We start from the raw sequence: 21980 nt of genomic DNA, 5'->3' as shown, positions 1-21980 counted from the left end.
GCTCATTCTTGGACGACGCCCGAACGCACGTCAACGGGTGTGACGGGGGTGAGTGACGAGACCACAGGTGCACTGCACCCGCACTGCACCCGCATGGCACATGCACAGCACGCGCACAGCACACGCATGGCACACGCACGGCACACAGCCGCGCCGGGCCGCTTGGGAAGCGGCCCGGCGCGCGGCGTGCGGTGCTGGCGTCAGCGTGAGGAACGGCCGGTCACCAGACGGTAGAGCAGCAGCACGATCACCGAACCGACGATCGCGGCGATCCACGTGGACAGGCTGAAGAAGCCGTTGATGGAGTGGACTCCGAAGATCACCTTGCCGAGCCAGCCGCCGAGGAGGCCGCCCACGATGCCGATCAGCATCGTGATGAGGCAGCCGCCCGGGTCCTTGCCGGGAGTGAGGGCCTTGGCGATCGCTCCCGCGATGAGTCCGATCAGAATCCAGGCGATGATGCCCACGAGTTCGTCCTTTCCGTCATGCCGAGTGAAGCTCTCATGTCGAGTGAAGCTCTGTCCTCTTATCCCGGTCCGGTCGTCGTACACAGGACCAAAGTCCTCATCCGCTGCGGAGAAGTTGCCGGTCCATTCCGACCGGCTTAATTTTGCGCCGAGACGACTTTCAGGAGCTGAAGGCCAGGAGCGGCACCGGCACAGGGAGAGAAAAGCCTTATGGCGAAAGGCTTTCCGCACGGCACGCTCAAGCGGACCCGGGCACGGGAGACGCAGGCGACACGTACGCCGGAAACCGACCGGATGGTGCGCACCCTGCTGCGCAGACGCAAAAAGGCGCTCAGCGCCGAGGACGTGACCGTCTCGGACCGCCCGACCGTCCGGCGCGCCGTGACGGCCGCCGCGCTCGGCAACACCATGGAGTGGTTCGATTTCGGGGTCTACGCCTATTTGGCGGGCACCATCGGCAAAGTCTTCTTTCCCTCCAGCTCGCCCGGCGCGCAAGTGGTCTCCACGTTCGCGACGTTCGCCGCGGCTTTTCTCGTGCGTCCGCTGGGCGGACTGGTCTTCGGACCGCTCGGCGACCGTATCGGCCGCCAGCGCGTCCTCGCCGCGACCATGATCATGATGGCGGCCAGCACCTTCGCGGTCGGCTTCCTGCCGACGTACGCCTCCATCGGCTTCGCCGCGCCGCTGCTGCTCCTCCTGTGCCGGCTCGTCCAGGGCTTCTCCACGGGCGGCGAGTACGCGGGCGCCACGACGTACATCGCCGAGTACGCGCCGGACCAGCGCCGGGGCTTTCTCGGCAGCTGGCTCGACTTCGGCACCTTCGTGGGCTACTCGCTGGGCTCCGGACTCGTCACCGTGCTGACGCTGACCCTGGGCTCCGACGGACTGGAGAGCTGGGGATGGCGCATCCCCTTCTTCATCGCGGGGCCACTGGGTCTCATCGGTCTGTACATGCGGCTGAAGCTGGAGGAGACGCCTGCCTTCCAGAAGGAGGCGGCCTCGGAGGCCGCCGAGCGCGAGACGGGGGACGGGGACGGCGACACGGACCCCGTCGAGGCGGCCAGGCAGTCCGGAAAGGGACGGCTCAAGGAGATCTTCACCCGCCACTGGCAGGCCGTACTGATCTGCATGGGGCTCGTGCTGCTCTACAACGTCACGAACTACATGGTCACGTCCTATCTGCCGACCTTCATGACCGTGACGCTGGGGGAGAGCGACACCACCGCGCAACTCCTCGTCCTCGGCACCATGTTGCTGGTGGTGCTCACGATCACCGTCGTCGGGCGCAGCTCGGACCGGTGGGGCAGACGCCCGATGTTCATGGGCGGCAGCATCGCGATGATCGCCCTGGCCCTCCCCGCGTTCCTGCTGATCAGGAAGGGCGGCATCCTGCTGCCCGCTTTCGGCTGCGTGATCCTCGGCCTGCTCCTGGTCTGCTTCGCCGGGACGGCGGCGGCCACGCTTCCGGCCCTGTTCCCCACCCGGCTGCGCTACGGCGCCCTGTCGATCGCCTTCAACATCTCGGTCTCCGTCTTCGGCGGCACCACCCCTCTGTTCGCCTCGTTCCTGGTCGAGAAGACCGGCAACACGCTGGTCCCGGGGTACTACCTGATGGTGGCCGGAGCGATCGGGCTCGTGTCGACGTTCTTCCTGCACGAGACGGCCGGCCGGCCGCTGCGCGGCTCCGGGCCGATGGTCGAGACACCCGACCAGGCCCGCGAGCTCGTGGCCCGCAGCCGCACCGAGGCCGGACGGCACGCGCGCGACGTCTGGCTGCGCCTGTGGCACCCCCTCGGCGGCCGGGACCGTTCGGAGAAGACCGACCACAAGGACTGACACGCCGCGCGAGAAGCGGGCACGCACGGCGGACAGGGCCGTCTCATCCCGCCGTTCGAGGGCACACGAAGGGGAACCCTCGAGAAACTAGGAGCCACGACATGGACGATTCCTCCCTGCGCGCCGTGGGGTGGGCACGTTCCCTGCCGATGAGCAGCGGCGTGAAGGCGGCCCGGGACTGGACCCGCGACCATCTGGCGGCGCTGGGCTGGCTGGACAGCGCCCCGGACACGGTCGACGCGGTCCTGCTGGCCGTCTCCGAGCTGGTCACCAACGCCCACGTCCACGCCAAGAGCACGGCCCTGCTGGTGCTGACCTGGGACGGCGACTGCCTGCATGTCACCGTGCACGACTCCTCGCCGCAGCCGCCCGAGCCCCGCAAGCCCGACGACGACGCGCTCGGCGGCCGGGGCATGCTGCTGATCGACGCGCTGGCGGACACCTGGGAGGCGCACCCGTGCCCGCGCGGCAAGGACGTCACCGCCTGCTTCCGGCCGGACTACGTCGCCTGAGGCGGTCCCTCACTCCCCGCCACTCAGGATCCGGTCCGGGGTGAGGGGCAGTTCGCGCAGCCTGACGCCGGTCGCGTGACGGACGGCGTTGCCGATGGCCGCGGCCGTGCCCACGATGCCGATCTCGCCGATCCCCTTGCTCCCCATGGGGTTCAGATGGGGGTCGTCCTCGTCGATCCAGTACGCCTCGATGGCGGGGACATCGGCGTGGGCGGGCACGTGGTACGCGGCCAGATCGCACTCGGCGAAGTCGCCGAAGGCCGCGTCCATCGTGCTGCCCTCCGTCAGCGCCATCCCGAGGCCCATCGTCATCGCGCCGATGAACTGGGAGCGCGCGGTGCGCGGGTTGAGGATGTGTCCGGCCGCGTAGACGCCGAGCAGACGGCGCACCCGGACCTCCCCGGACACGGTGTCGACGCCGACCTCGGCGAAGTGCGCGCCGAAGGCATGACGGGAGTAGTCGCTGTCCGCGTCGGCCGTGCCCTTCGTGTCGACCGAGGCGCTGACGCCCTCCGGCGGCAGCGGCTGCCCGCGCCGCTGCTCCAGGTTCTCGGCGAGTTCCGTACCGGCCGCGTGGACGGCCCAGCCCCAGGAGGCCGTTCCCGAGGAACCGCCCGCGAGCGGCGCCGACGGCAGGTCGCTGTCGCCGATCTCGATACGCACCCGGTCCAGGGGCACCCCGAGCGCGTCGGCGGCGACCTGGGCGAGCACCGTACGGGCGCCCGTGCCGATGTCGGTGGCGTTGACCCGGATCTCGAAGCTGCCGTCCGGGTGGGCGTGGGCGCTCGCCCGGCTCGGGGAGGCGAGCGCCGGATAGGTGGCGGCGGCCATGCCGGTGCCGATCAGGACGGCACCCTCGCTGTGCGAGCGGGGGCGCGGGTCGCGTTCGGACCAGCCGAAGCGCCGGGCGCCTTCGCGCAGGCATTCCGCGAGGTGCCGGCTGCTGAAGGGCTTCCCGCTGTCCGGCTCGGTGTCCGTGTCGTTGCGCAGGCGCAGCTCGACCGGGTCCAGGTCCAGGGCGACGGCCAGTTCGTCCATCGCGGACTCCAGCGCGTACATGCCCGGGGCCTCGCCGGGGGCCCGCATCCAGGACGGGGTGGGCACGTCCAGGGGGACCACGCGGTGGGTGGTCCGGGAGTGCGGCGAGGGGTAGACGATCCGGGTGGCGGCGGCGCCCGTCTCCATGAACTCCTTGATGCGCGAGGTGTGCGCGGTCACCTCGTGCACGACGGAGATCAGCGTGCCGTCGGTCTCGGCGGCGAGCCGCACGCGCTGCAAGGTGGGGGAGCGGTGGCCGACCACGGTCGGCAACTGCCGCCGTGGCAGGACGAGTTTGACCGGGCGTCCGGTCGCCCGGGCGGCCATCGCGGCGAGCACCACGTGCGGGCGGGGCGTGCCTTTCGAGCCGAAGCCGCCGCCGACGTGCTCGGAGACCACCGTGATCCGGTCCTTGGGCAGCTCGAAGAGGGCGGCGAGGGTATCGCGGACCGTGCTGCTGCCCTGACTGGAGTCGTGCACGGTCAGCCGCCCGTCCTGCCAGACGGCGGTGGCCGCGTGCGGCTCCATGGGGTGGTTGTGCAGGGGCGGCACCCGGTAGAGGGCATCGACCCGGACGGGCGCGGCGGCGAACGCGTTGTCGGCCTCGCCGCGCAGATGCTCGCCCGAGGTGCCGTCCTCGTCCTGCGGCACGTACGCCTCGGGATGATCGGTCCTCAGCTCGACGTCGTGCGGCTCCTCGGCGTAGGAGATCCGCACTGCGGCGGCCGCTTCCCGCGCCGTCTCCAGCGTGTCGGCGACGACCAGGGCCACGTACCACCCCCGGTGCGGGACCCGCGCGTCCTGGAGCACGGCGAGCATCGCGTCGTCCGGGTCGGTCAGGCGCGGCGCGTTCTCATGGGTGAGGACGCCGACGACACCGGGCAGTGCCAGGGCCGCGGAGTCGTCGACGGCGGTCACCCTGCCGCGCGCCACGGTGGCGGGGACCGGCCACGCGTACGCGCAGCCCTCGGGGGTGTGTTCCGCGGCGTAGCGGGCGGTGCCCGTCACCTTGGCGGGGCCCTCCCTGCGCTCGGCGGGCGAACCGAGTGCGCTGACCGTGTCCGGCATGATCAATCTCCCTGGGGGCGGCGAGTCAGGAGGCGGCGGGGGCGCCGGCCAGGCGCCGCAGCACGTCGCAGGCGAGGTTGCGGGCGAGCGGGACCTTGAAGCCGTTGTCCCGCAGCGGCGCGGCGGCGGCAAGTTCGGTGTCGACGGCCCGCCGGAACGCGTCGTCCGTCGCCGGACCGCCCACGAGCGCCTGTTCGGCGAGGAGCGCGCGCCAGGGCCGGTGCGCGAGTCCGCCGAACGCGATACGGACGTCGTGGACGGCCGCGCCCCGTACATCGAGCACCACGGCCACCGAGGCGAGCGCGAACGCGTACGACGCCCGGTCGCGGGCCTTGCGGTACGCGGAGGGCAGCCCGGCGGTGGTCGGAGGCAGCAGAACGCCGGTGATGAGTTCACCGGGCTCGATCTCGGTGTCCCGGTCGGGCCGCTCGCCCGGGAGCCGGTGGAACTCGGCGGCGGGCAGGGTGCGGGCGCCCGCCGGGCCGTGCAGTTCCACCTGCGCGTCGAGCGCGGCGAGGGCGACCGCGAGATCGGACGGGTGGGTCGCGATGCACTGCGGCGAGTGGCCCAGCACGGCGTGGTCCCGGTGGACGCCGTCGCGGGCACCGCAGCCGGACCCGGGCGCACGCTTGTTGCACGGTTTGTCCGTGTCCTGGAAGTAGGGGCAGCGGGTGCGCTGGAGGAGGTTGCCGCCGGTGGTGGCCATGTTCCGCAGCTGGCCCGAGGCTCCCGCGAGCAGGGCCTGCGACAGCACGGGATAGCGGTCCCGGACCAGGGGGTGGGCGGCGAGGTCGCTGTTGCGTACGGTGGCGCCGGCCCGGACGGAGCCGTCGGGGAGTTCGTCGACGGAGTCCAGCGGCAGACCGGCGACGGAGATCAGGGTCTCGGGCGCTTCCACACCGAGTTTCATCAGGTCGACGAGGTTGGTGCCGCCGCCCAGATAGCGGGCGCCCGGCCGGCCGGCGTGGGCCGCGGTCGCTTCCTCGACGGTGCGGGCGCGCACGTAGGAGAAGGGTTTCACCGGATCACGTCCTCGACGGCTTCGACGATGTGCGGGTAGGCGCCGCAGCGGCACAGGTTGCCGCTGAGCCGTTCGCGGATCTCGTCCCTGGTCAGCGTCACGGGAGCGCCGGTGGCCGCGCCGGGCTGCGTGACATGCGAGGCGGCTCCCGCCTCGGCCTCCGCGAGGGCCCCGACGGCGGAACAGAGCTGCCCCGGCGTGCAGTAGCCGCACTGGAAGGCGTCCCGCTCCAGAAAGGCCTGCTGAAGGGGGTGCGGTTCGCCGTCGGCCGCGCCGCGCAGGCCCTCGACCGTGGTGATCTCGGCGCCGTCGTGGGCGACGGCGAGCAGAAGACAGCTGTTGGCGCGCCGGCCGTCGACGAGGACCGTGCAGGCGCCGCACTGGCCGTGATCACAGCCCTTCTTGGCGCCGATGAGACCGAGGTGTTCGCGCAGGGCGTCGAGGACGGTCGTGCGGTGGTCGAGGGGCAGGCGGTACGGGCTGCCATTGACCGTCAGTGACACTTCCGAACGGAAGGCATCGGTGGGCATGGTGCACTGCTCCTCGGGTGACGCGTCGGCGGGGATGGACGTGGCGCGTATCCAGCCTGTGCCAGGCCGCGCCGCACGGCACGCCGAGAGGGCCCGGGGCCGCCCGCCTGGACCCGGATGGACGCACGGCTCCGGGGTGTGCGCGACGTCCGGCCCGGCGGGGACGGACCGAAGGCGGTGGTCTGTGCTCGGCGGCCGGCGGGACCCGGGGGCCGTCCGGCACGACCGCCCCTCCCAGCGGCAGGTGCGGCCACGCCATTGACCGGGCCCGGCACATCGTCGTAGCCCTCATCGTGCGCCAACTCATCGTCGTAGCACCGGATCAGGTCGCCCACGGTGACATACGCCCGTATCACCGCCGTCGAAAACCCCATGCAGGGTTGATCGTTGAGCCGTCGGGATAAACACACGGGGTTCGCACCGCACCGAGACCGCCGGGCCGCCGTCCAGGCCGCCCGGCCGACCGAGACTGGGGACAACCGACATGACCATCAGCCGCAGGGGACTGCTCGCCACCGGTGCCGCCGTCGGACTGCTCACCGCATGCGGGTCCGACACGGGCCGCGGCGGAGCGGGCGAGTCCGGCAGTGGACCCGCGCTGTCGCAGTGGTACCACCAGTACGGCGAGCAGGGCACCGAGCAGGCCGTGAAGAAGTACGCCGCCGCCTACAAGAAGGCCCGGGTCGCCGTCCAGTGGCGGCCGGGCAACTACGACCAGCAGACGGCGGCCGCCCTGCTCACCACGTCCGGCCCCGACGTCTTCGAGGTCAACGGCCCGTCCCTGGACCAGATCCAGGGCAAGCAGGTCGCGGACCTGACCGAACTCTTCGAAGGCGTCAAGGACGACTTCAACCCGGCGGTCCTCGCCCCGAAGACGTACGACGGCAGGATCTGGGGCATCCCGCAGGTCATCGACATGCAGATGCTCTTCTACCGCAAGAGCCTGCTCGAAGACGCCGGAGTGCGCCCGCCCCGAACCCTGGACGAACTCGTGGACACCGCAGCGAAGTTGACGGACAAGGAGGTCAAGGGCCTCTTCCTCGGCAACGACGCGGGCGCCGGTGTACTCGGCGGCACACCGCTCTACGCCGCCGGCCTCTCCCTCGTCACCGACGACGGCAAGGTCGGCTTCGACGACCCGGCGGCCGCCCGCGCGCTCGGCAAACTGCATCAGTTGTACGCGGACAAGTCCCTGCTGCTCGGCGCGCCCGCGGACTGGTCGGACCCGTCCGCGTTCCTCCAGGGGCTCACCGCCATGCAGTGGTCGGGGCTGTGGGCACTGCCCGCCGTCCAGAAGGCCCTTGGCGACGACTTCGGCGTGCTGCCGTTCCCCAAGGACGGCGCCGACGGCGCCCCGTCCGTGCCCGTCGGCGCGTACAGCGCCGCGGTCTCCACACGCAGCGCGCACCAGGAAGCGGGCAAGGACTTCCTGAAGTGGCTGTGGATCGAACGCACCGACTACCAGGAGGACTTCGCGCTCGGCTACGGCTTCCACATCCCGGCCCGTATCTCGCTCGCCAAGAGGGCGGACAAGCTCAAGGACGGCGCGGCGGCCGACGCCGTCCGCTTCACCACCGAACACGGCTACGCACAGCCGCTGTTGTGGACCCCGGCGGCCCAGACCGCGTACCAGGACGCGCTCAACCGCATCATCAAGGACGGCGCGAACCCGGAGAGCGAGCTGAAGAAGGTCGTACGGAGGGTGTCCGCGGAGCTGGCCCGCGTGACGTCCAAGTGAGCGCCGCACAGGCGCAGTCGGCGAAGCGGATCACCCGCAACCGTACGGGGTGGTTCTGGGTCTTCGTCGGCCCCTTCGTCCTCGGCCTCGGCCTGTTCACGTACGTACCGCTCGGCTGGAGCGTCTGGCTGAGCTTCTTCGACGCCCACAACACCGTCACCCCGGACCGCTTCGTCGGCCTCGACAACTACATCGCGCTCCTGCGCGACGAGGCGTTCCGCAGCAGCCTGTGGACGTTCTGCGTCTTCACGCTCTTCATCGTGCCGACGACGTACGCCGCCTCGCTCGCCCTCGCGCTGATGGTCAACCGGCTGCGGCGCGCCCAGGCGTTCTTCCGCTCGGTCTTCTTCCTCCCCGCGGCCTGCAGTTACGTCGTCGCCGCGCTGATCTGGAAGATGTCCCTCTTCAACGGGGTGCGGTTCGGGCTCGCCAACACCCTGCTCGGGTACGCCGGTGCGGACTCGGTGGCATGGCTGTCCACCACGGACCCGCCCTGGTACTGGCTGGTCATCGTCACCGTACGGCTGTGGCTCCAGGCGGGTTTCTACATGATCCTCTTCCTGGCGGGCCTCCAGCGGATCAGCCCGACGCTCTACGAGGCGGCGGCCGTCGACGGGGCCCGGCCCGGCTGGCAGGTGTTCCGGCACATCACGTTCCCGCAGCTGCGCGCCACCTCCGTGGCCGTCGTCCTGCTGCTCGTCATCAACGCCTTCCAGGCATTCGACGAGTTCTACAACCTGCTCTCCGACGCCCGCGGTTATCCGCCCTACGCGCGACCACCGCTCGTCTACCTCTACTACACGGCCCTCGGCCAGGGACAGAACCTCGGACTCGGCAGCGCGGGAGCCGTGCTCCTCGCCCTGATCATCGCGGTGGTGACGGTCGGGCAGGCGCGCTGGTTCGGGCTCGGCAGGAAGGAGGCGGACTGATGCCGCCGATCCGAGAGGGCGACGCCCTCGTCCGCACCGGCCGCGCCCTGCGGCTCGTTCTCCTCATCGCTCTGGCGGTGCTCTTTCTGGTCCCCTTCTACCTGCTCGTGCGCAACGGACTCGCCACCGAGCAGGACATCACCTCGCCCGACTGGACGTTCTTCCCGTCCCACGTGCAGTGGGGCAACCTCGGCGAGCTGTTCGACGACACCTCGGTCCCCTTCGCCCGTTCCCTCCTCAACTCGGCGCTCATCGCCGTCGCGACGACCCTGGGCACCCTGCTCCTGGCCTCGCTCGCCGGATACGGTCTCGCGCGCATCCCGTACCGCCACGCGAACAAGGTGTTCTACGCGATCCTGGGCACGCTCATGGTCCCGGCGGCGGTGACGTTCGTGCCCACCTTCGTCCTGGTGTCGTCGCTGGGCTGGGTCTCCACCCTGCGCGGGCTCGTCGTCCCGACGCTGTTCTCCGCGTTCGCCTGCTTCATCTTCCGGCAGTACTTCCTCGGCTTCCCGGGGGAGCTGGAGGATGCGGCCCGGGTCGACGGGCTCGGCCATTGGCGCACGTACTGGCTCGTGGTCGTGCCGAACGCCCGGCCCGTGTTCGCCGCGGTCGGCACCATCGTCTTCATCGGGGCCTGGAACTCCTTCCTGTGGCCGCTCGTCATCGGCCAGGACCGCGACGCGTGGACGGTGCAGGTGGCCCTGTCGTCGTTCACCACGTCCCAAGTGGTGCGCCTGCACGAGCTGTTCATCGCGGCGGCGGTCTCGATCGTGCCGCTCCTCGTGGTGTTCCTGCTGTTCCAGCGGTGGATCGTGGCGGGGGTGGAGCGCTCGGGCATCGACTGACCTGGCCTGATCGGTCGGCATCGAATGCGCAAAGTTGATTTAAACAGCCATTGACGCGTCAACTTCGAGCAAATAGCGTCTGGGTATTCCGGTCCCCCCGACCCAGGAAGGCCCCGCGTGCGCAGACGCTCCCTCCTCACCGCGGCTGCCGCCACGACGCTCGCGGCGGCACCGCTCGCGTCCGGCTGCAGTTCCTCCGCGGCCCCGTCCGGCGCCGCCGGCGGCTCCCGGCGCGGCCGACTCACCTACGGCGTCTGGGACGTCTACCAGGTGCCCGCCATGAAGCGGGTGGCCCGGGAGTTCGAGCGGACCCGGCCCGGCGTCAGCGTCGACGTCCAGCTCACGCCGAACGGGACGTACTGGACCAAACTCCGCACCGCGTGCACGGGCGGCTCCGCCCCGGACGTCTTCTGGATGAACGGCCCCAACTTCGGCCTCTACGCCGACGCGGGCCAGCTCCTGCCCCTGGAGACCGACGGGGCCGACGCGGTGCTGCGGCCCGCCGACTTCCCCGCGGACCTCATCTCGCTCTACCGCTGGAAGGGCGTCCAGTACGGCGTCCCGAAGGACTTCGACACCGTCGCCCTGTGGTTCAACAAGGAACTCTTCGACCGCGCCAAGGTCGACTACCCCGACGCGACCTGGACCTGGCAGGACCTGATCGCCAACGCCCAGCGGCTCACCGACCGCAAGCGCGGGATCTACGGCGTCGGCGCCCCCGTCCGCCCGCAGGAGAACTACTACAACTCCATCCCCCAGGCCGGGGGTTACGTCATCTCCCCGGACAAGCGGCACTCCGGCTACTCCGACGAGCACACCCGCGAAGGGCTGCAGTTCTGGATCGACCTGATCCACCGCTACCGGGCCTCGCCCTCGCTCCAGCAGATGACCGACACGGACCCCACCCAGATGTTCCAGTCGGGGACGCTCGCCATGACCTACGAGGCGTCCTACAACGCGGCGACGTTCCACGCCGACCCCGAACTGCGGGCGAAGATCGACGTCGCGCCGATGCCCAAGGGCCGCCGCCGCGCCACCGTCCTGCACGGCCTCGCCAACGTCGTCTACGCCCGGACACCCCATCCCGAACTGGCCCGCGAGTTCGTCGAGTTCCTCGGCAGCGAGAAGGCCTCACTGCTCCAGGGCAAGTACGGCACCGCCATCCCGGCGCGCAACGGCACCGCGAAACCGTGGGCCGCCCGCATGCCGGACTTCGACCTCCAGGTGCACCTGGACGCGCTCGACTACGCGGTGCCCTTCCCCGGCTCCGCCAACAGCTCGGCCTGGCAGCACAAGGAAATGATGTGGCTCGCCAAGGCGTGGAGCGGCGACGACAGCGTCAGGAGCGCCACGGACTCCCTGACCGACGCGATGGACCTGCTGCTCGCGCAGGAGAGAAAGGGCCGGTCCTGATGAGCCTCGACGTGCGTACGCAGGACACCGCCGTCCCCGCACCACGCGGCCGGACGGACGTCCTGGACCAGCGCGAACTGCGCCGACGCGAGCGCCGCTTCCGCCACCGCGACAAGTGGTGGGGCTACGCCCTGATCGCCCCGGCCGGCCTCGGCCTCGCCGTCTTCTACCTGTGGCCCGTGGTACAGACCCTGTACTACAGCCTCACCGAATGGGGCGCCTTCGGCGGCACCACCTGGATCGGCCTGACCAACTACCGCACGCTCGTGGGCGACCCCGAATTCTGGCAGTCCCTGGCCAACACCGGCATCTATACGGGCCTCGTCCTGCTCGGCATCCCGCTGTCCATGGCGCTCGCCGTGCTGCTCAACATCAAGGGCCTGCGCGGCACCGGCGTGTACCGCACCCTCTACTTCCTGCCCGTGGTCACGATGCCCGCCGCCGTCGCGGTGGTCTGGCGCTGGCTCTACAACGGCGACGCCGGCATCCTCAACCACGCGCTGTCCACGATCGGCATCGACGGCACCTACTGGGTCTCCGACCCGGGCACCATCCGCTTCGCGGTCGCGATCGTCGGCGTGTGGATGACCGTCGGCTACAACATGATCCTGCTCCTCGCCGGACTCCAGAGCATCCCCGGCGACTACTACGAGGCGGCGGCGCTCGACGGCGCGGGACGGGTCCGGCAGTTCTTCTCGGTGACCCTGCCGCTGCTGAGCCCCACCCTGTTCTTCACCACCGTGCTCTCGGTGATCCAGTCCCTCCAGGTCTTCGACCTGGTGTATCTGATCATCGGCGCCAACACGAACACCTCGCTCCAGAACCCGGCCTACGGCGAGGGCCAGACCGTCGTGATGCTCTTCTTCCAGAAGGCGTTCTTCGACAACCAGCGCGGCTACGGCGCGGCGATCGTCTGTGTCCTGTTCATCCTGATCATGGCGCTGACGGCCGTTCAGTTCCGGTTGCAGAAGAGGTGGGTGCACTATGCGTGAGTCGACACGGCGCGAGGGCCGGATGTGGCCCGCCCACGTCCTGCTCGCGCTGGGCGGGATCATCACCGTCTTCCCCCTGGTGTGGGAGCTGCTCACCTCGTTCAAGAGCTTCGGCGAGTCCGTCCGGGTACCGCCGACGATCCTGCCCGCGCACTGGGACTTCTCCAACTACTCCAAGGTCTTCGACGGCGTCCCGTTCGGCCGCCAGTTCCTCAACACCGTCGTGATGGCGCTGCTGCGCACCGCGGCCCAGCTGCTGCTCTGCTCGATGGCGGCCTACGCCTTCGCCCGCATCCGCTTCCCCGGGCGCGGGGCGATCTTCCTCGGCTTCCTCGCCGTCCTCATGGTGCCGGGACAGCTGTTCCTGCTGCCCCAGTACCAGATCATGCAGAGCCTCGGCTGGCTCGACTCCATGCAGGCGCTGGTCGTCCCCGGCATGTTCTCCGCCTTCGGCACCTTCCTGCTGCGCCAGTTCTTCATGGGGCTGCCCGAGGAGCTGGAGGAGGCCGCGCGCCTCGACGGCGCCAACCCGTTCACCGTCTTCTGGCGCATCGCCCTGCCGCTGGCCCGCCCGGGCCTCCTCGCCCTCGGCATCCTCACGTTCCTGTGGTCCTGGAACGACCTGATGTGGCCGCTGATCGTCAACACCGACCCGGCGAAGATGCCGCTGTCGGCCGGTCTGGCCACCCTCCAGGGCGCCCACCTGACCGAATACCCGGTCCTCATGGCCGGTTCCCTCCTCGCGACGCTTCCGGTGATCGTGGTGTTCGTCGCCATGCAGCGCCAGTTCATCCAGGGCATCGCTTTCTCCGGCATGAAGGGCTGAGCACGCGTGACCTCCACCTCCTCCGTCTCCACCGCATCGACCGGCAGCGCCGGGCACACACGCGACCTGCGCCTCGGCGTCATCGGGCTCGGCCAGCGCGCCACCCTCGCCCTGGAGGCCCACCACCCCGGTGAGGGCTCCGCGGTGGTGGCCGTCGCCGACACCTCACCGGCCATGTTCGACCGGGCCCGCTCCTGGTTCGGCGACGACGTCCACGTCTACCCCGGCCATCAGGAGATGCTGGCCGCCGAGGACCTGGACGCCGTCTTCGTCATCACCCCCGACCACACCCACGAGGCCCTGGCGATCGACCTGTTGCAGGCCGGCGTCGCCGTCTTCCTGGAAAAGCCGCTGGCCATCACCACCGAGGGCTGCGACCGGGTCCTGGAGGCCGCGCGGACCGGCGGCGCCCGCCTGTACGTGGGCCACAACATGCGGCACATGCCGGTGGTGCGGGTCATGCGCGACCTCATCAAGCGCGGTGAGATCGGCGAGGTCAAGGCCGTCTGGTGCCGCCACTTCGTCGGCCACGGCGGCGACTTCTACTTCAAGGACTGGCACGCCGACCGCCGCAACACCACCGGCCTCCTCCTGCAGAAGGGCGCCCACGACCTGGACGTCATCCACTGGCTGGCCGGCGCCTACACCGAGCGGGTGAGCGCCCTCGGCGGGCTCACCGTCTACGGGGACATCGCCGACCGCTCGGGACAGGCACCCGGAGCCGTCATGCCGGACTGGTACGACCCGGAGAACAACTGGCCGCCGCTGTCCCTGACCGGCCTCAACCCCGTCGTCGACGTGGAAGACCTGTCGATGATGGTCATGCGCCTCGAAGGCGGCGTGCACGCCAGCTACCAGCAGTGCCACTACACCCCCGACTACTGGCGCAACTACACCGTCATCGGCACCGAGGGCCGCCTCGAGAACTTCGGCGACCACGGGGAGACCGCCGAGGTCCGCGTCTGGAAGCGCCGCAGCGGATACCGGGCCGACGCCGACCTCGTCGTCCCGATGCCGGCACCCGGCGAGGGCGGCCACGGCGGCTCCGACCCGATGCTGGTGGCCGAGTTCCTGCGCTTCGTGCGGTCCGGCGGGGCGACGGACACCAGCCCCGTCGCGGCCCGCGAAGCCGTCGCCGCGGGCGTCGCGGCGACGGAGTCGCTGCGGGGCGACGGCCGACCCGTCACGGTGCCGCGGGTCGCCCCCGACCTGGCGCAATGGTTCGACAACGGCCAGCAGTGACGTGACAGGCCGGCGCGGCGGGGGCAGGGAGCGGAGCTACCGATCCTTCTCGCCATGTGTGCGCCGGCCCGTTTGAAGGCGGGTCACCCGGATAGTCGGGTGGAGTCGCAGGACAGGACGCACGGTGCAGCCCTGCACCGCCTGCCTGACAGCGACTGATGAACGGAGGTAGCACTATGACCGAGAACATCTGGAACTACCCGGCCAGTGCTGGTCACACTCCGAACGCCGACCTGACGGGGTACAAGGTCGAGGCGACCGACGGAAACATCGGCAAGGTGGACAAGCACTCCAACGACGTCGGTTCGCAGTACATCGTGGTGGACACCGGGGTGTGGATCTTCGGCAAGGAGGTCCTGCTGCCCGCCGGCACCATCACGGGCATCGACGCCGAGTCGAAGACGATCCAGGTGGCGCGCACCAAGGACGAGATCAAGAGCGCGCCAGAGTTCGACAAGGAAAAGCACCTGGGCGACGCCGGCTATCACGAGCAGCTCGGCACGTACTACGGCACGCCGGGCCCGTCCGGCGCCCCCGGCGCCCACCCCGGCCCCGGCACTCCGGGCACGGGTCCGGAGACACCCGGCCGACGCACGATCTGACGGCCGGTCATGTGAGGGGCAGGACAGCGGGCCGGGCCGCCCTGTGCGGCCCGGCCCTGGCACTCGTACGTCCTGCCGGAGCCAGTTGAGACGAGGACCATGACGCGTTTCGCGACGGTAGGCCTGCTGACGGCCTGCGCGGTGGGCGGTGTGCTGCTCGCCCTGCTCGCCTCACCGTGGTGGTGGGCGGCCGCGGGGCCCTGCCTGGTCGTGGCGCTGACCGGTGTGCACGATCTGGCGCAGAAGCGGCACTCCGTGCTGCGCAACTATCCCGTGCTCGGCCACCTGCGCTTCCTCATGGAGAAGGTGCGCCCCGAACTGCAGCAGTACTTCGTGGAGCGCAACTACGACGGGCGGCCCTACGACCGCGACACCCGCAGCATCGTCTACGAACGGGCCAAGGGGGTCGACGCCGAGGAGCCGTTCGGCAGCGAGCGCGACATGCAGGAGCGCGGTTACGAGTTCCTCGTGCCGTCGATGGCGCCGGTGGACGTGGCCGACGAGCCGCCCCGCGTACGCGTCGGCGGCCCGGACTGCACCGAGCCGTACGACATGGCCCTGCTCAACGTCTCCGCGATGAGCTTCGGCTCGCTCTCCTCCAACGCCGTCCTGGCGCTGAACACGGGGGCGGCGCGCGGCGGCTTCGCCCATGACACCGGCGAGGGCGGTCTGTCCGGCCACCACCTGGAGTCCGGCGGCGACCTCGTCTGGGAGATCGGCACCGGCTACTTCGGCTGCCGCACCCGTGACGGCGACTTCGACGAGCGGCAGTTCGCCGGGAAAGCCGCGCACCCGTCCGTGCGCTGTGTCTCGCTCAAGCTCTCCCAGGGAGCCAAGCCCGGCATCGGGGGAGTCCTCCCCGGCGCCAAGGTCAACGCAGAGATCGCCTCGGTCCGTGGCGTGCCCGAGGGCGAGACGGTCATCTCGCCGCCGTACCACCGGGTCTTCTCCACCCCGCGCGAACTCGTGCGTTTCCTGGCCCGGCTGCGGGAACTGGCGCACGGCAAACCGGTCGGATTCAAGCTCTGTCCCGGTTCACGGACCCAGTTCCTCGCGGTGTGCAAGGCCATGACGGCGGAAGGGATCACCCCGGACTTCATCGTGGTGGACGGCGCGGAGGGCGGCACGGGCGCGGCCCCGCTGGAATTCGCCGACCACCTCGGCATGCCCCTCACCGAAGGCCTCTTCACCGTGCACAGCGCCCTCACCGGGGCGGGACTGCGGGACCGGATCCGGGTCGGCGCCAGCGGCAAGGTGGCGACCGGCTCCGACATCGTCAAGCGCCTGGCCCTGGGCGCCGACTACACGAACGCGGCCCGCGCGATGATGTTCGCCGTCGGGTGCATCCAGGCCCAGCGCTGTCACACCAACCACTGTCCGACCGGCGTGACCACCCAGGACCCGCGCCGCGCCCGCGCCCTCGACGTGGTGGACAAGGCCGCCCGCGTCACGCGCTACCAGCAGGCCACCGTCCACAGCGCGCTGCAGATCATGGCGGCGATGGGCGTCCGCTCCACCGCGGAGCTCGGCCCCCGGCTGCTGCGCCGCCGCGAGGACGACGGCAGGTTCCGGTCCTACGCCGAACTGTACGAATGGCTCTCCCCGGGTGAACTGCTCGCCGCGCCGCCCGAGAGCTGGGCCGCCGACTGGAAGGCGGCGAGCCCCGACACCTTCGCCGTGGGATGACCCGCGCGCCGAAAAATGGCCGTGCGGGCGCAGAAGCCGCAGGATGGAATCTGCTCCCATCGGCGGCTCAGAGAAAACAACACCGAAAGGCACGCGTAGCCCATGAGTGACCTCACAGGTAAAGCGACCACCTCGGATTCAGGTGCTCCGGTCGAAAGCGATGAGCATTCGCTCACGGTGGGGGCCGGCGGCCCGATCCTCCTGCAGGACTCCTATCTGATCGAGCAGATGGCGCAGTTCAACCGCGAGCGCATTCCCGAGCGGCAGCCGCATGCCAAGGGAAGCGGCGCCTTCGGCCATTTCGAGGTCACCTCGGACGTCAGCGCCTACACGAAGGCCGCGCTCTTCCAGCCGGGTACCCGGACCGAGCTGGTCACCCGGTTCTCGACCGTCGCCGGTGAGCGCGGGAGCCCGGACACCTGGCGTGACCCCCGCGGGTTCGCGGTGAAGTTCTACACCACCGAAGGCAATTACGACATGGTGGGGAACAACACTCCGGTCTTCTTCGTGAAGGACCCGATGAAATTCCAGCACTTCATCCGGTCGCAGAAGCGCCGCGCGGACAACAACCTCCGCGACCACGACATGCAGTGGGACTTCTGGACCCTCTCACCGGAATCGGCCCACCAGGTGACCTGGCTGATGGGCGACCGCGGCATTCCGCGCACCTGGCGCCACATGAACGGCTACACGTCGCACACCTACATGTGGATCAACGCCCAGGGTGAGCGGTTCTGGGTGAAGTACCACTTCAAGACCGACCAGGGCGTCGAGTGTTTCACCCAGCACGAGGGTGACCAGATGGCGGCGGCCGACACCGACTATCACACCCGGGACCTCTTCGAGCACATCCGGGACGGCGACTACCCGAGCTGGACGCTGTACGTGCAGATCATGCCGTACGAGGACGCGGCCACCTACCGCTTCAACCCGTTCGACCTGACCAAGGTGTGGCCGCACGGCGACTACCCGCTGGTCGAGGTCGGCAAGATGACCCTGGACCGCAACCCCACGGACAACCACGCCGAGATCGAGCAGGCGGCGTTCCAGCCGAACAACCTGGTCCCCGGCATCGGCCCGAGCCCCGACCGGATGCTCCTCGCGCGGCTGTTCTCCTACGCCGACGCGCACCGGCACCGTATCGGCGGCAACTACCAGCAGCTCCCGGTCAACGCCCCGGTCGCGCCCGTGCACACGTACTCCAAAGACGGCGCCATGGCCATCCGCAAGACACAGGACCCGGTGTACGCGCCGAACTCCAAGGGCGGACCGGCCGCCGACACCGAGCGCTACGGCACACCGCCCAGCTGGTACGCGGACGGCGACATCACCCGCGCCGCCTACGTCGACCACGCGGAGGACGACGACTGGGGCCAGGCGGGCACGATGGTGCGCGAGGTCCTCGACGACGCCGCGCGCGACCGCCTCGTGGACAACGTCGTCGGCCACCTGCTCAACGAGGTGACCGAACCGGTGCTCCAGCGGGCCTTCGAGTACTGGTCCAACATCGACAAGTCCATCGGCGAGCGTATTCAGCAGGGTGTGCGCGCCAAGGCGAGCGAGAAGGACCCCAAGGCCGCCGAGCAGGCCAACCCGGCCCGCAGCAGCATGCAGCACAAGGCCTGACCCGCACCCACACCTGTCTGCCGCTGCCCCGGCCCGGGGCAGCGGCAGACGTGTGCCCCAGGTGGGAAAGGCGGCACTTCGGGGAACACGTGCGTGCATGCCCATGGATCACACACAGGCCCCCGTGCTGGAAGCCCTCGACGCCTACCGCAAGGCCGGCATGCTCGCGTTCTCCCCGCCCGGCCACAAACAGGCCCGCGGCGCCGACCCCGAGACCCGCAGGATTCTGGGGGACGCCGTCTTCCACGGCGACCTGCTGGCCTCCGGGGGTCTGGACGACCGCCGCCAGCGCGGCGCGTACCTCCAGCGCGCCGAGGACCTCATGGCCGACGCCGTGCACGCCGAGCACACGTTCTTCACCACGTGCGGCAGTTCGCTCTCGGTCAAGGCGGCGATGCTGGCGGTGGCGGGCCCCCACGAGCAGTTGCTGATCGGCCGGGACGCCCACAAGTCCGTGGTGTCGGCGCTGATCCTGTCCGGCATCGTGCCCGTGTGGGTGGAGCCCCGCTGGGACGCGGAGCGGCACCTCGCCCACCCGCCGTCCCCCGCGGACTTCGAGGCCGCCCTGGAGGCGAACCCCGAGGCCAGGGGAGCCCTGGTCACCAGCCCGACCCCGTACGGGGCCTGCGCGGATCTGCAGGCCATCGCCGACGTTCTGCACCGCCGCGGCAAGCCGCTCATCGTGGACGAGGCGTGGGGCGCCCACCTGCCGTTCCATCCCGATCTGCCGACCTGGGCGATGGACGGGGGAGCGGACGTCTGCGTGACCAGCATCCACAAGATGGGCAGCGGCCTGGAACAGGGCTCCGTCTTCCATCTGCAGGGTGACCTCGTCGCGCCGTCCGTCCTGAAGAACCGGGCGGATCTGTGGGGCACGACGAGCCCCTCGGTCCTCATCTACGCGGGCCTGGACGGCTGGCGGCGTCAGATGGCCCTGCACGGCCGCGAGCTGCTGACCAGCGCGCTCGACCTCGCGGCCGAGGTGCGCGCGGACATCGAGAAGATCGACGGCATGCACGTCAACGACCGGAACGACTTCTGCGGCCCGGGACTCGCCGACGACTTCGACCCGCTGCCCGTCGTCGTCGACCTCGCGAGCCCCGCGCTCTCCGGTTACCGCGCCGCGGACTGGCTGCGCGAGCACCGGGACATCAACGTCCACCTCGCCGACCACCGCCGCATCAACGTCCAGATCAGCTACGCCGACAGCCACGAGACGACGCGGCCGCTGCTGTCCGCGCTGCGGGACCTCGCCGACGTGGCGCGCGACTGGGACGCGGCGCCGCCGGTCCAGGTCCCGGGCCCCGACGCGCTGCGGATGGAGCAGGCGTGCCTGCCGCGGGACGCGTTCTTCGCCCGTACCGAGGACGTGCCCCTCGAAAAGGCCGTGGGCCGGGTGGCCGCCGAGATGGTGACCCCCTACCCGCCCGGCATTCCCGCGGTCCTGCCGGGCGAGCGCCTCACCGAGCCCGTCCTCACCTATCTGTCCTCGGGCGTCGAGGCCGGGATGAACCTGCCGGACGCCGCGGACCCGGCCTTCCGGACGGTCCGCGTGACGGCCGGCTGAGGCTGCCTACAGCGCGTCCCGGGGGAGCGTCTCGTTCCAGGTGCGCGAGAAGACGCGGCGGTCGGCCTCGTAGGCGTCCAGTGTCGCGTTCACCTGGAACGAGGTCGCGTCGCACCGCAGCGTCGTGCTGGTCACCACCCGCACGTCCCAGCTGTCGTCCCGCCGGAACCGCATCGTCCAGGTCGACTCGCCCGCGGGTGAGGTGAAGTCGTCGGCGGTGGACGTGTACTTCTCCACCGCGCGGCACCCCACGTCCAGGTCGATCGCGTCGAAGTGGATGGTGCCCCGGTCCTTCACGATCTCCAGGGTCGAGCCGTAGTCCACCAGGTCACGCGTGACCTCCCAGCGCTCCTCGGGCGGAGTCACCGAGCGGGTGGTCAGGGGCCGTGTCCCCTCCGGCGTTTCGAACGGGGACGACGTCGCCGCGTCGTCGTCGGCCGCGGGACGGACCGGCAGCACCACCCGGCAGGACTCCTCATGGACCGTCAACTGCGTGGGGCACGGCGGCGGCCATGCGAGCGGCCAGTACGACGTCGACAGGGAGAGGCGGACCCGGTGACCGGGCGGGAAGGCCTGCGCCACCCCGTTGAGGTCGACCACGGCCCGGTACCGCTCGCCCGGCTCCAGCACGGACGGCTCGTCCGTGCCGTCCCTGCGCGTCAGGTTGAGGATGCCGTACGTGACCCGCGTGGCACGCCCGTCGGGCGCCACGTCCGAGATCCGGGCGGCGACCATCGCGACGGGCCGGTCCGCGCTCACCTCCAGCTCGACCCGCGGAGTCCCGAGGATCTCGAGCCGCTCCGCCAGCGGCTCCGTCTCGTAGACCAGGGAGCCGCCGTCCTCCTCGCGCTGGTCGTAGGGCAGGTCCGGCGGCGCGTTGTACGACGCCCACTTCCCGGCGAACTGGCCCACGGACAGCGGCGACTGGATGCCGGCCCGCTCCGGCGGCCTGGCCTTCTCGGCCGGTGACGACAGCCGGCCCGCGCCCAGCTGGTACGCGGTCTCCTCGATGTGATCCGACGGCCAGGACTCACCGACCCAGCGCCCGGGGCGCTCCTCGTACGACGTGGACGGGGGCACGCTCTCCTGCATCCAGGCCCGCAGCATCGGCCCGTCCATCGCCCCGTTGTCCGCGCCCTTGAGCCAGTGGTCCCACCAGCGCACGACCTCCTGGAGGTAGCCGATCGCGGGCCCCGGCTCGCCCAGGTGCGGGTATTTGTGCGACCACGGGCCGATCAGCCCCCTGCGGGGGACGTCGAGGCGGCCGAGCAGCCGCGTCACCGCGTTCGAGTACCCGTCGGCCCAGCCGCTGGAGGCGAGGACGGGGGTGCGGACCGCCGCGTAGTCCTCACAGACCGAGGCGTGCCGCCAGTAGTCGTCGCGGCGCTGGTGGCGGAGCCAGTTCAGCACCCACGGTTCGACGGCCTCCAGGCGTTCGTGCCACATCTCCCGCCACGCGTCGCCGACCGTCGCGGGGTCGGGCGGGCAGGTGGAGTACGCGAACATCGTGCCCGCCTCTCCGAGGTTGTCGGAGAGCAGCGCACCGCCCATGTAGTGCATGTCGTCGGCGTACCGGTCGTCCGTGAACGAGGAGATGACGATCGCCTTCAGGCTCGGCGGCCGACGCGCGGCCACCTGGAGCGCGGCGAACGCGCCCCAGGAGATGCCCATCATCCCGGTGCTGCCGTCGCACCAGGGCTGCTCGGCCAGCCACGCCAGCACCTCCTCGGCGTCCGCCTGCTCACGCTCCAGGTACTCGTCGGTGAGCACGCCCTCGGAGTCTCCGGTGCCCCGCAGGTCGACGCGGACGCAGGCGTACCCGTGACCGGCGATGTACGGATGGTGGATCGAGTCGCGGACCGAACTCAGGTCCCGCTTGCGGTAGGGGATGTACTCCAGGACGGCGGGGACCGGGGTGCCGTCCGAGGAGACCGGGCGCCAGACGCGGGCCGACAGGTGGATGCCGTCCGACATCGGGATCCTGACGTTCTCCTCTTCCTTCGTGGCGTGCGGGAGGTTGTCGACGTATCGCATATCTC

General features: G+C 70.5%; 17 protein-coding genes and 1 pseudogene. 13 read left to right on the top strand and 5 right to left on the bottom strand.

Features of this window, described 5'->3' with window-relative positions:
* Nucleotides 1-200: 200 nt before the first annotated feature.
* A complete protein-coding gene (locus tag ABD366_RS05920; protein WP_324766411.1) occupies nucleotides 201-467 on the bottom strand; it encodes a GlsB/YeaQ/YmgE family stress response membrane protein in 267 nt (88 codons plus the stop codon).
* A gap of 294 nt (nucleotides 468-761) precedes the next feature.
* Here ABD366_RS05920 and proP point away from each other — a divergent pair, with 294 nt between their 5' ends.
* Together proP and ABD366_RS05910 are read left to right on the top strand one after the other, a co-directional pair.
* Entirely contained in the window at nucleotides 762-2303 is a 1542-nt protein-coding gene (gene proP / locus ABD366_RS05915) for a glycine betaine/L-proline transporter ProP (RefSeq protein WP_324766430.1), read from the top strand.
* Nucleotides 2304-2404: 101 nt separating this feature from the next.
* Nucleotides 2405-2815: an ATP-binding protein gene (locus ABD366_RS05910; RefSeq protein WP_324766412.1), complete on the top strand. Its 411-nt coding sequence runs from the start codon at nucleotides 2405-2407 to the stop codon at nucleotides 2813-2815.
* Between the two features lie 9 nt (nucleotides 2816-2824).
* Here the strand turns inward: ABD366_RS05910 and ABD366_RS05905 are convergent, their stop codons facing one another.
* The 3 genes from ABD366_RS05905 to ABD366_RS05895 are packed head-to-tail and all read right to left on the bottom strand — an operon-like array spanning nucleotide 2825 to nucleotide 6472.
* Nucleotides 2825-4921 (bottom strand): xanthine dehydrogenase family protein molybdopterin-binding subunit, encoded by a 2097-nt coding sequence (locus ABD366_RS05905; protein WP_324766413.1) that lies wholly within the window; start codon nucleotides 4919-4921, stop codon nucleotides 2825-2827.
* 25 nt (nucleotides 4922-4946) lie between these two features.
* On the bottom strand, nucleotides 4947-5942 hold the full coding sequence (locus ABD366_RS05900; protein ID WP_324766414.1) for an FAD binding domain-containing protein: 996 nt from the start codon (nucleotides 5940-5942) through the stop codon (nucleotides 4947-4949).
* Nucleotides 5939-6472 (bottom strand): 2Fe-2S iron-sulfur cluster-binding protein, encoded by a 534-nt coding sequence (locus ABD366_RS05895; RefSeq protein ID WP_324766415.1) that lies wholly within the window; start codon nucleotides 6470-6472, stop codon nucleotides 5939-5941. Before ABD366_RS05895 ends, ABD366_RS05900 begins: the two co-directional genes overlap by 4 nt.
* Before the next feature lie 484 nt (nucleotides 6473-6956).
* On the opposite strand from ABD366_RS05895, the gene ABD366_RS05890 reads away from it, so the two are divergent.
* From ABD366_RS05890 to ABD366_RS05840, 11 genes and pseudogenes are all read left to right on the top strand, one after another.
* Complete coding sequence (locus ABD366_RS05890) at nucleotides 6957-8210, top strand: ABC transporter substrate-binding protein (RefSeq protein WP_324766416.1); 1254 nt, start codon at nucleotides 6957-6959, stop codon at nucleotides 8208-8210.
* Nucleotides 8207-9139, top strand: coding sequence for a carbohydrate ABC transporter permease (locus tag ABD366_RS05885; RefSeq protein WP_324766417.1), 933 nt, complete (start codon nucleotides 8207-8209; stop codon nucleotides 9137-9139). The genes ABD366_RS05890 and ABD366_RS05885 overlap by 4 nt, the downstream gene beginning before the upstream one ends.
* Nucleotides 9139-9987: a carbohydrate ABC transporter permease gene (locus tag ABD366_RS05880; RefSeq protein ID WP_324766418.1), complete on the top strand. Its 849-nt coding sequence runs from the start codon at nucleotides 9139-9141 to the stop codon at nucleotides 9985-9987. The genes ABD366_RS05885 and ABD366_RS05880 overlap by 1 nt, the downstream gene beginning before the upstream one ends.
* Nucleotides 9988-10104: 117 nt before the next feature.
* Nucleotides 10105-11400, top strand: a complete 1296-nt coding sequence (locus ABD366_RS05875; RefSeq protein ID WP_324766419.1) for an ABC transporter substrate-binding protein — start codon at nucleotides 10105-10107, stop codon at nucleotides 11398-11400.
* Entirely contained in the window at nucleotides 11400-12392 is a 993-nt protein-coding gene (locus tag ABD366_RS05870; RefSeq protein ID WP_324766420.1) for a carbohydrate ABC transporter permease, read from the top strand. Before ABD366_RS05875 ends, ABD366_RS05870 begins: the two co-directional genes overlap by 1 nt.
* The gene (locus tag ABD366_RS05865) at nucleotides 12385-13218 is read left to right on the top strand and encodes a carbohydrate ABC transporter permease (protein ID WP_324766421.1); all 834 of its coding nucleotides are present in this window, start codon (nucleotides 12385-12387) and stop codon (nucleotides 13216-13218) included. Before ABD366_RS05870 ends, ABD366_RS05865 begins: the two co-directional genes overlap by 8 nt.
* Before the next feature lie 6 nt (nucleotides 13219-13224).
* A complete protein-coding gene (locus tag ABD366_RS05860; RefSeq protein ID WP_324766422.1) occupies nucleotides 13225-14460 on the top strand; it encodes a Gfo/Idh/MocA family protein in 1236 nt (411 codons plus the stop codon).
* Nucleotides 14461-14636: 176 nt separating this feature from the next.
* A pseudogene (locus ABD366_RS05855) lies at nucleotides 14637-14978 on the top strand (PRC-barrel domain-containing protein); the annotation flags it as partial.
* Nucleotides 14979-15161: 183 nt separating this feature from the next.
* The gene (locus ABD366_RS05850) at nucleotides 15162-16748 is read left to right on the top strand and encodes an FMN-binding glutamate synthase family protein (RefSeq protein ID WP_324766424.1); all 1587 of its coding nucleotides are present in this window, start codon (nucleotides 15162-15164) and stop codon (nucleotides 16746-16748) included.
* Between the two features lie 102 nt (nucleotides 16749-16850).
* Complete coding sequence (locus ABD366_RS05845) at nucleotides 16851-18374, top strand: catalase (RefSeq protein WP_324766425.1); 1524 nt, start codon at nucleotides 16851-16853, stop codon at nucleotides 18372-18374.
* Nucleotides 18375-18471: 97 nt separating this feature from the next.
* A complete protein-coding gene (locus ABD366_RS05840) occupies nucleotides 18472-19941 on the top strand; it encodes an aminotransferase class I/II-fold pyridoxal phosphate-dependent enzyme (RefSeq protein ID WP_324766426.1) in 1470 nt (489 codons plus the stop codon).
* A gap of 6 nt (nucleotides 19942-19947) precedes the next feature.
* Here the strand turns inward: ABD366_RS05840 and ABD366_RS05835 are convergent, their stop codons facing one another.
* On the bottom strand, nucleotides 19948-21975 hold the full coding sequence (locus ABD366_RS05835) for a CocE/NonD family hydrolase (RefSeq protein ID WP_324766427.1): 2028 nt from the start codon (nucleotides 21973-21975) through the stop codon (nucleotides 19948-19950).
* Nucleotides 21976-21980 lie beyond the last annotated feature (5 nt).

It is taken from the genome of Streptomyces kunmingensis (assembly GCF_039533535.1).
Taxonomy (GTDB): Bacteria; Actinomycetota; Actinomycetes; order Streptomycetales; family Streptomycetaceae; genus Streptomyces; species Streptomyces kunmingensis.
This window is presented reverse-complemented; position numbering and strand designations above follow the sequence as displayed.

Coding starts and splice junctions, on each gene's coding strand:
- proP (WP_324766430.1), top strand. CDS start 762: ATGGTGCGCACCCTGCTGCGCAGACGCAAAAAGGCGCTCAGCGCCGAG.
- ABD366_RS05880 (WP_324766418.1), top strand. CDS start 9,139: ATGCCGCCGATCCGAGAGGGCGACGCCCTCGTCCGCACCGGCCGCGCC.
- ABD366_RS05835 (WP_324766427.1), bottom strand. CDS start 21,975: ATGCGATACGTCGACAACCTCCCGCACGCCACGAAGGAAGAGGAGAAC.
- ABD366_RS05845 (WP_324766425.1), top strand. CDS start 16,851: ATGAGTGACCTCACAGGTAAAGCGACCACCTCGGATTCAGGTGCTCCG.
- ABD366_RS05905 (WP_324766413.1), bottom strand. CDS start 4,921: ATGCCGGACACGGTCAGCGCACTCGGTTCGCCCGCCGAGCGCAGGGAG.
- ABD366_RS05895 (WP_324766415.1), bottom strand. CDS start 6,472: ATGCCCACCGATGCCTTCCGTTCGGAAGTGTCACTGACGGTCAATGGC.
- ABD366_RS05910 (WP_324766412.1), top strand. CDS start 2,405: ATGGACGATTCCTCCCTGCGCGCCGTGGGGTGGGCACGTTCCCTGCCG.
- ABD366_RS05890 (WP_324766416.1), top strand. CDS start 6,957: ATGACCATCAGCCGCAGGGGACTGCTCGCCACCGGTGCCGCCGTCGGA.
- ABD366_RS05840 (WP_324766426.1), top strand. CDS start 18,472: ATGCCCATGGATCACACACAGGCCCCCGTGCTGGAAGCCCTCGACGCC.
- ABD366_RS05850 (WP_324766424.1), top strand. CDS start 15,162: ATGACGCGTTTCGCGACGGTAGGCCTGCTGACGGCCTGCGCGGTGGGC.
- ABD366_RS05865 (WP_324766421.1), top strand. CDS start 12,385: ATGCGTGAGTCGACACGGCGCGAGGGCCGGATGTGGCCCGCCCACGTC.
- ABD366_RS05870 (WP_324766420.1), top strand. CDS start 11,400: ATGAGCCTCGACGTGCGTACGCAGGACACCGCCGTCCCCGCACCACGC.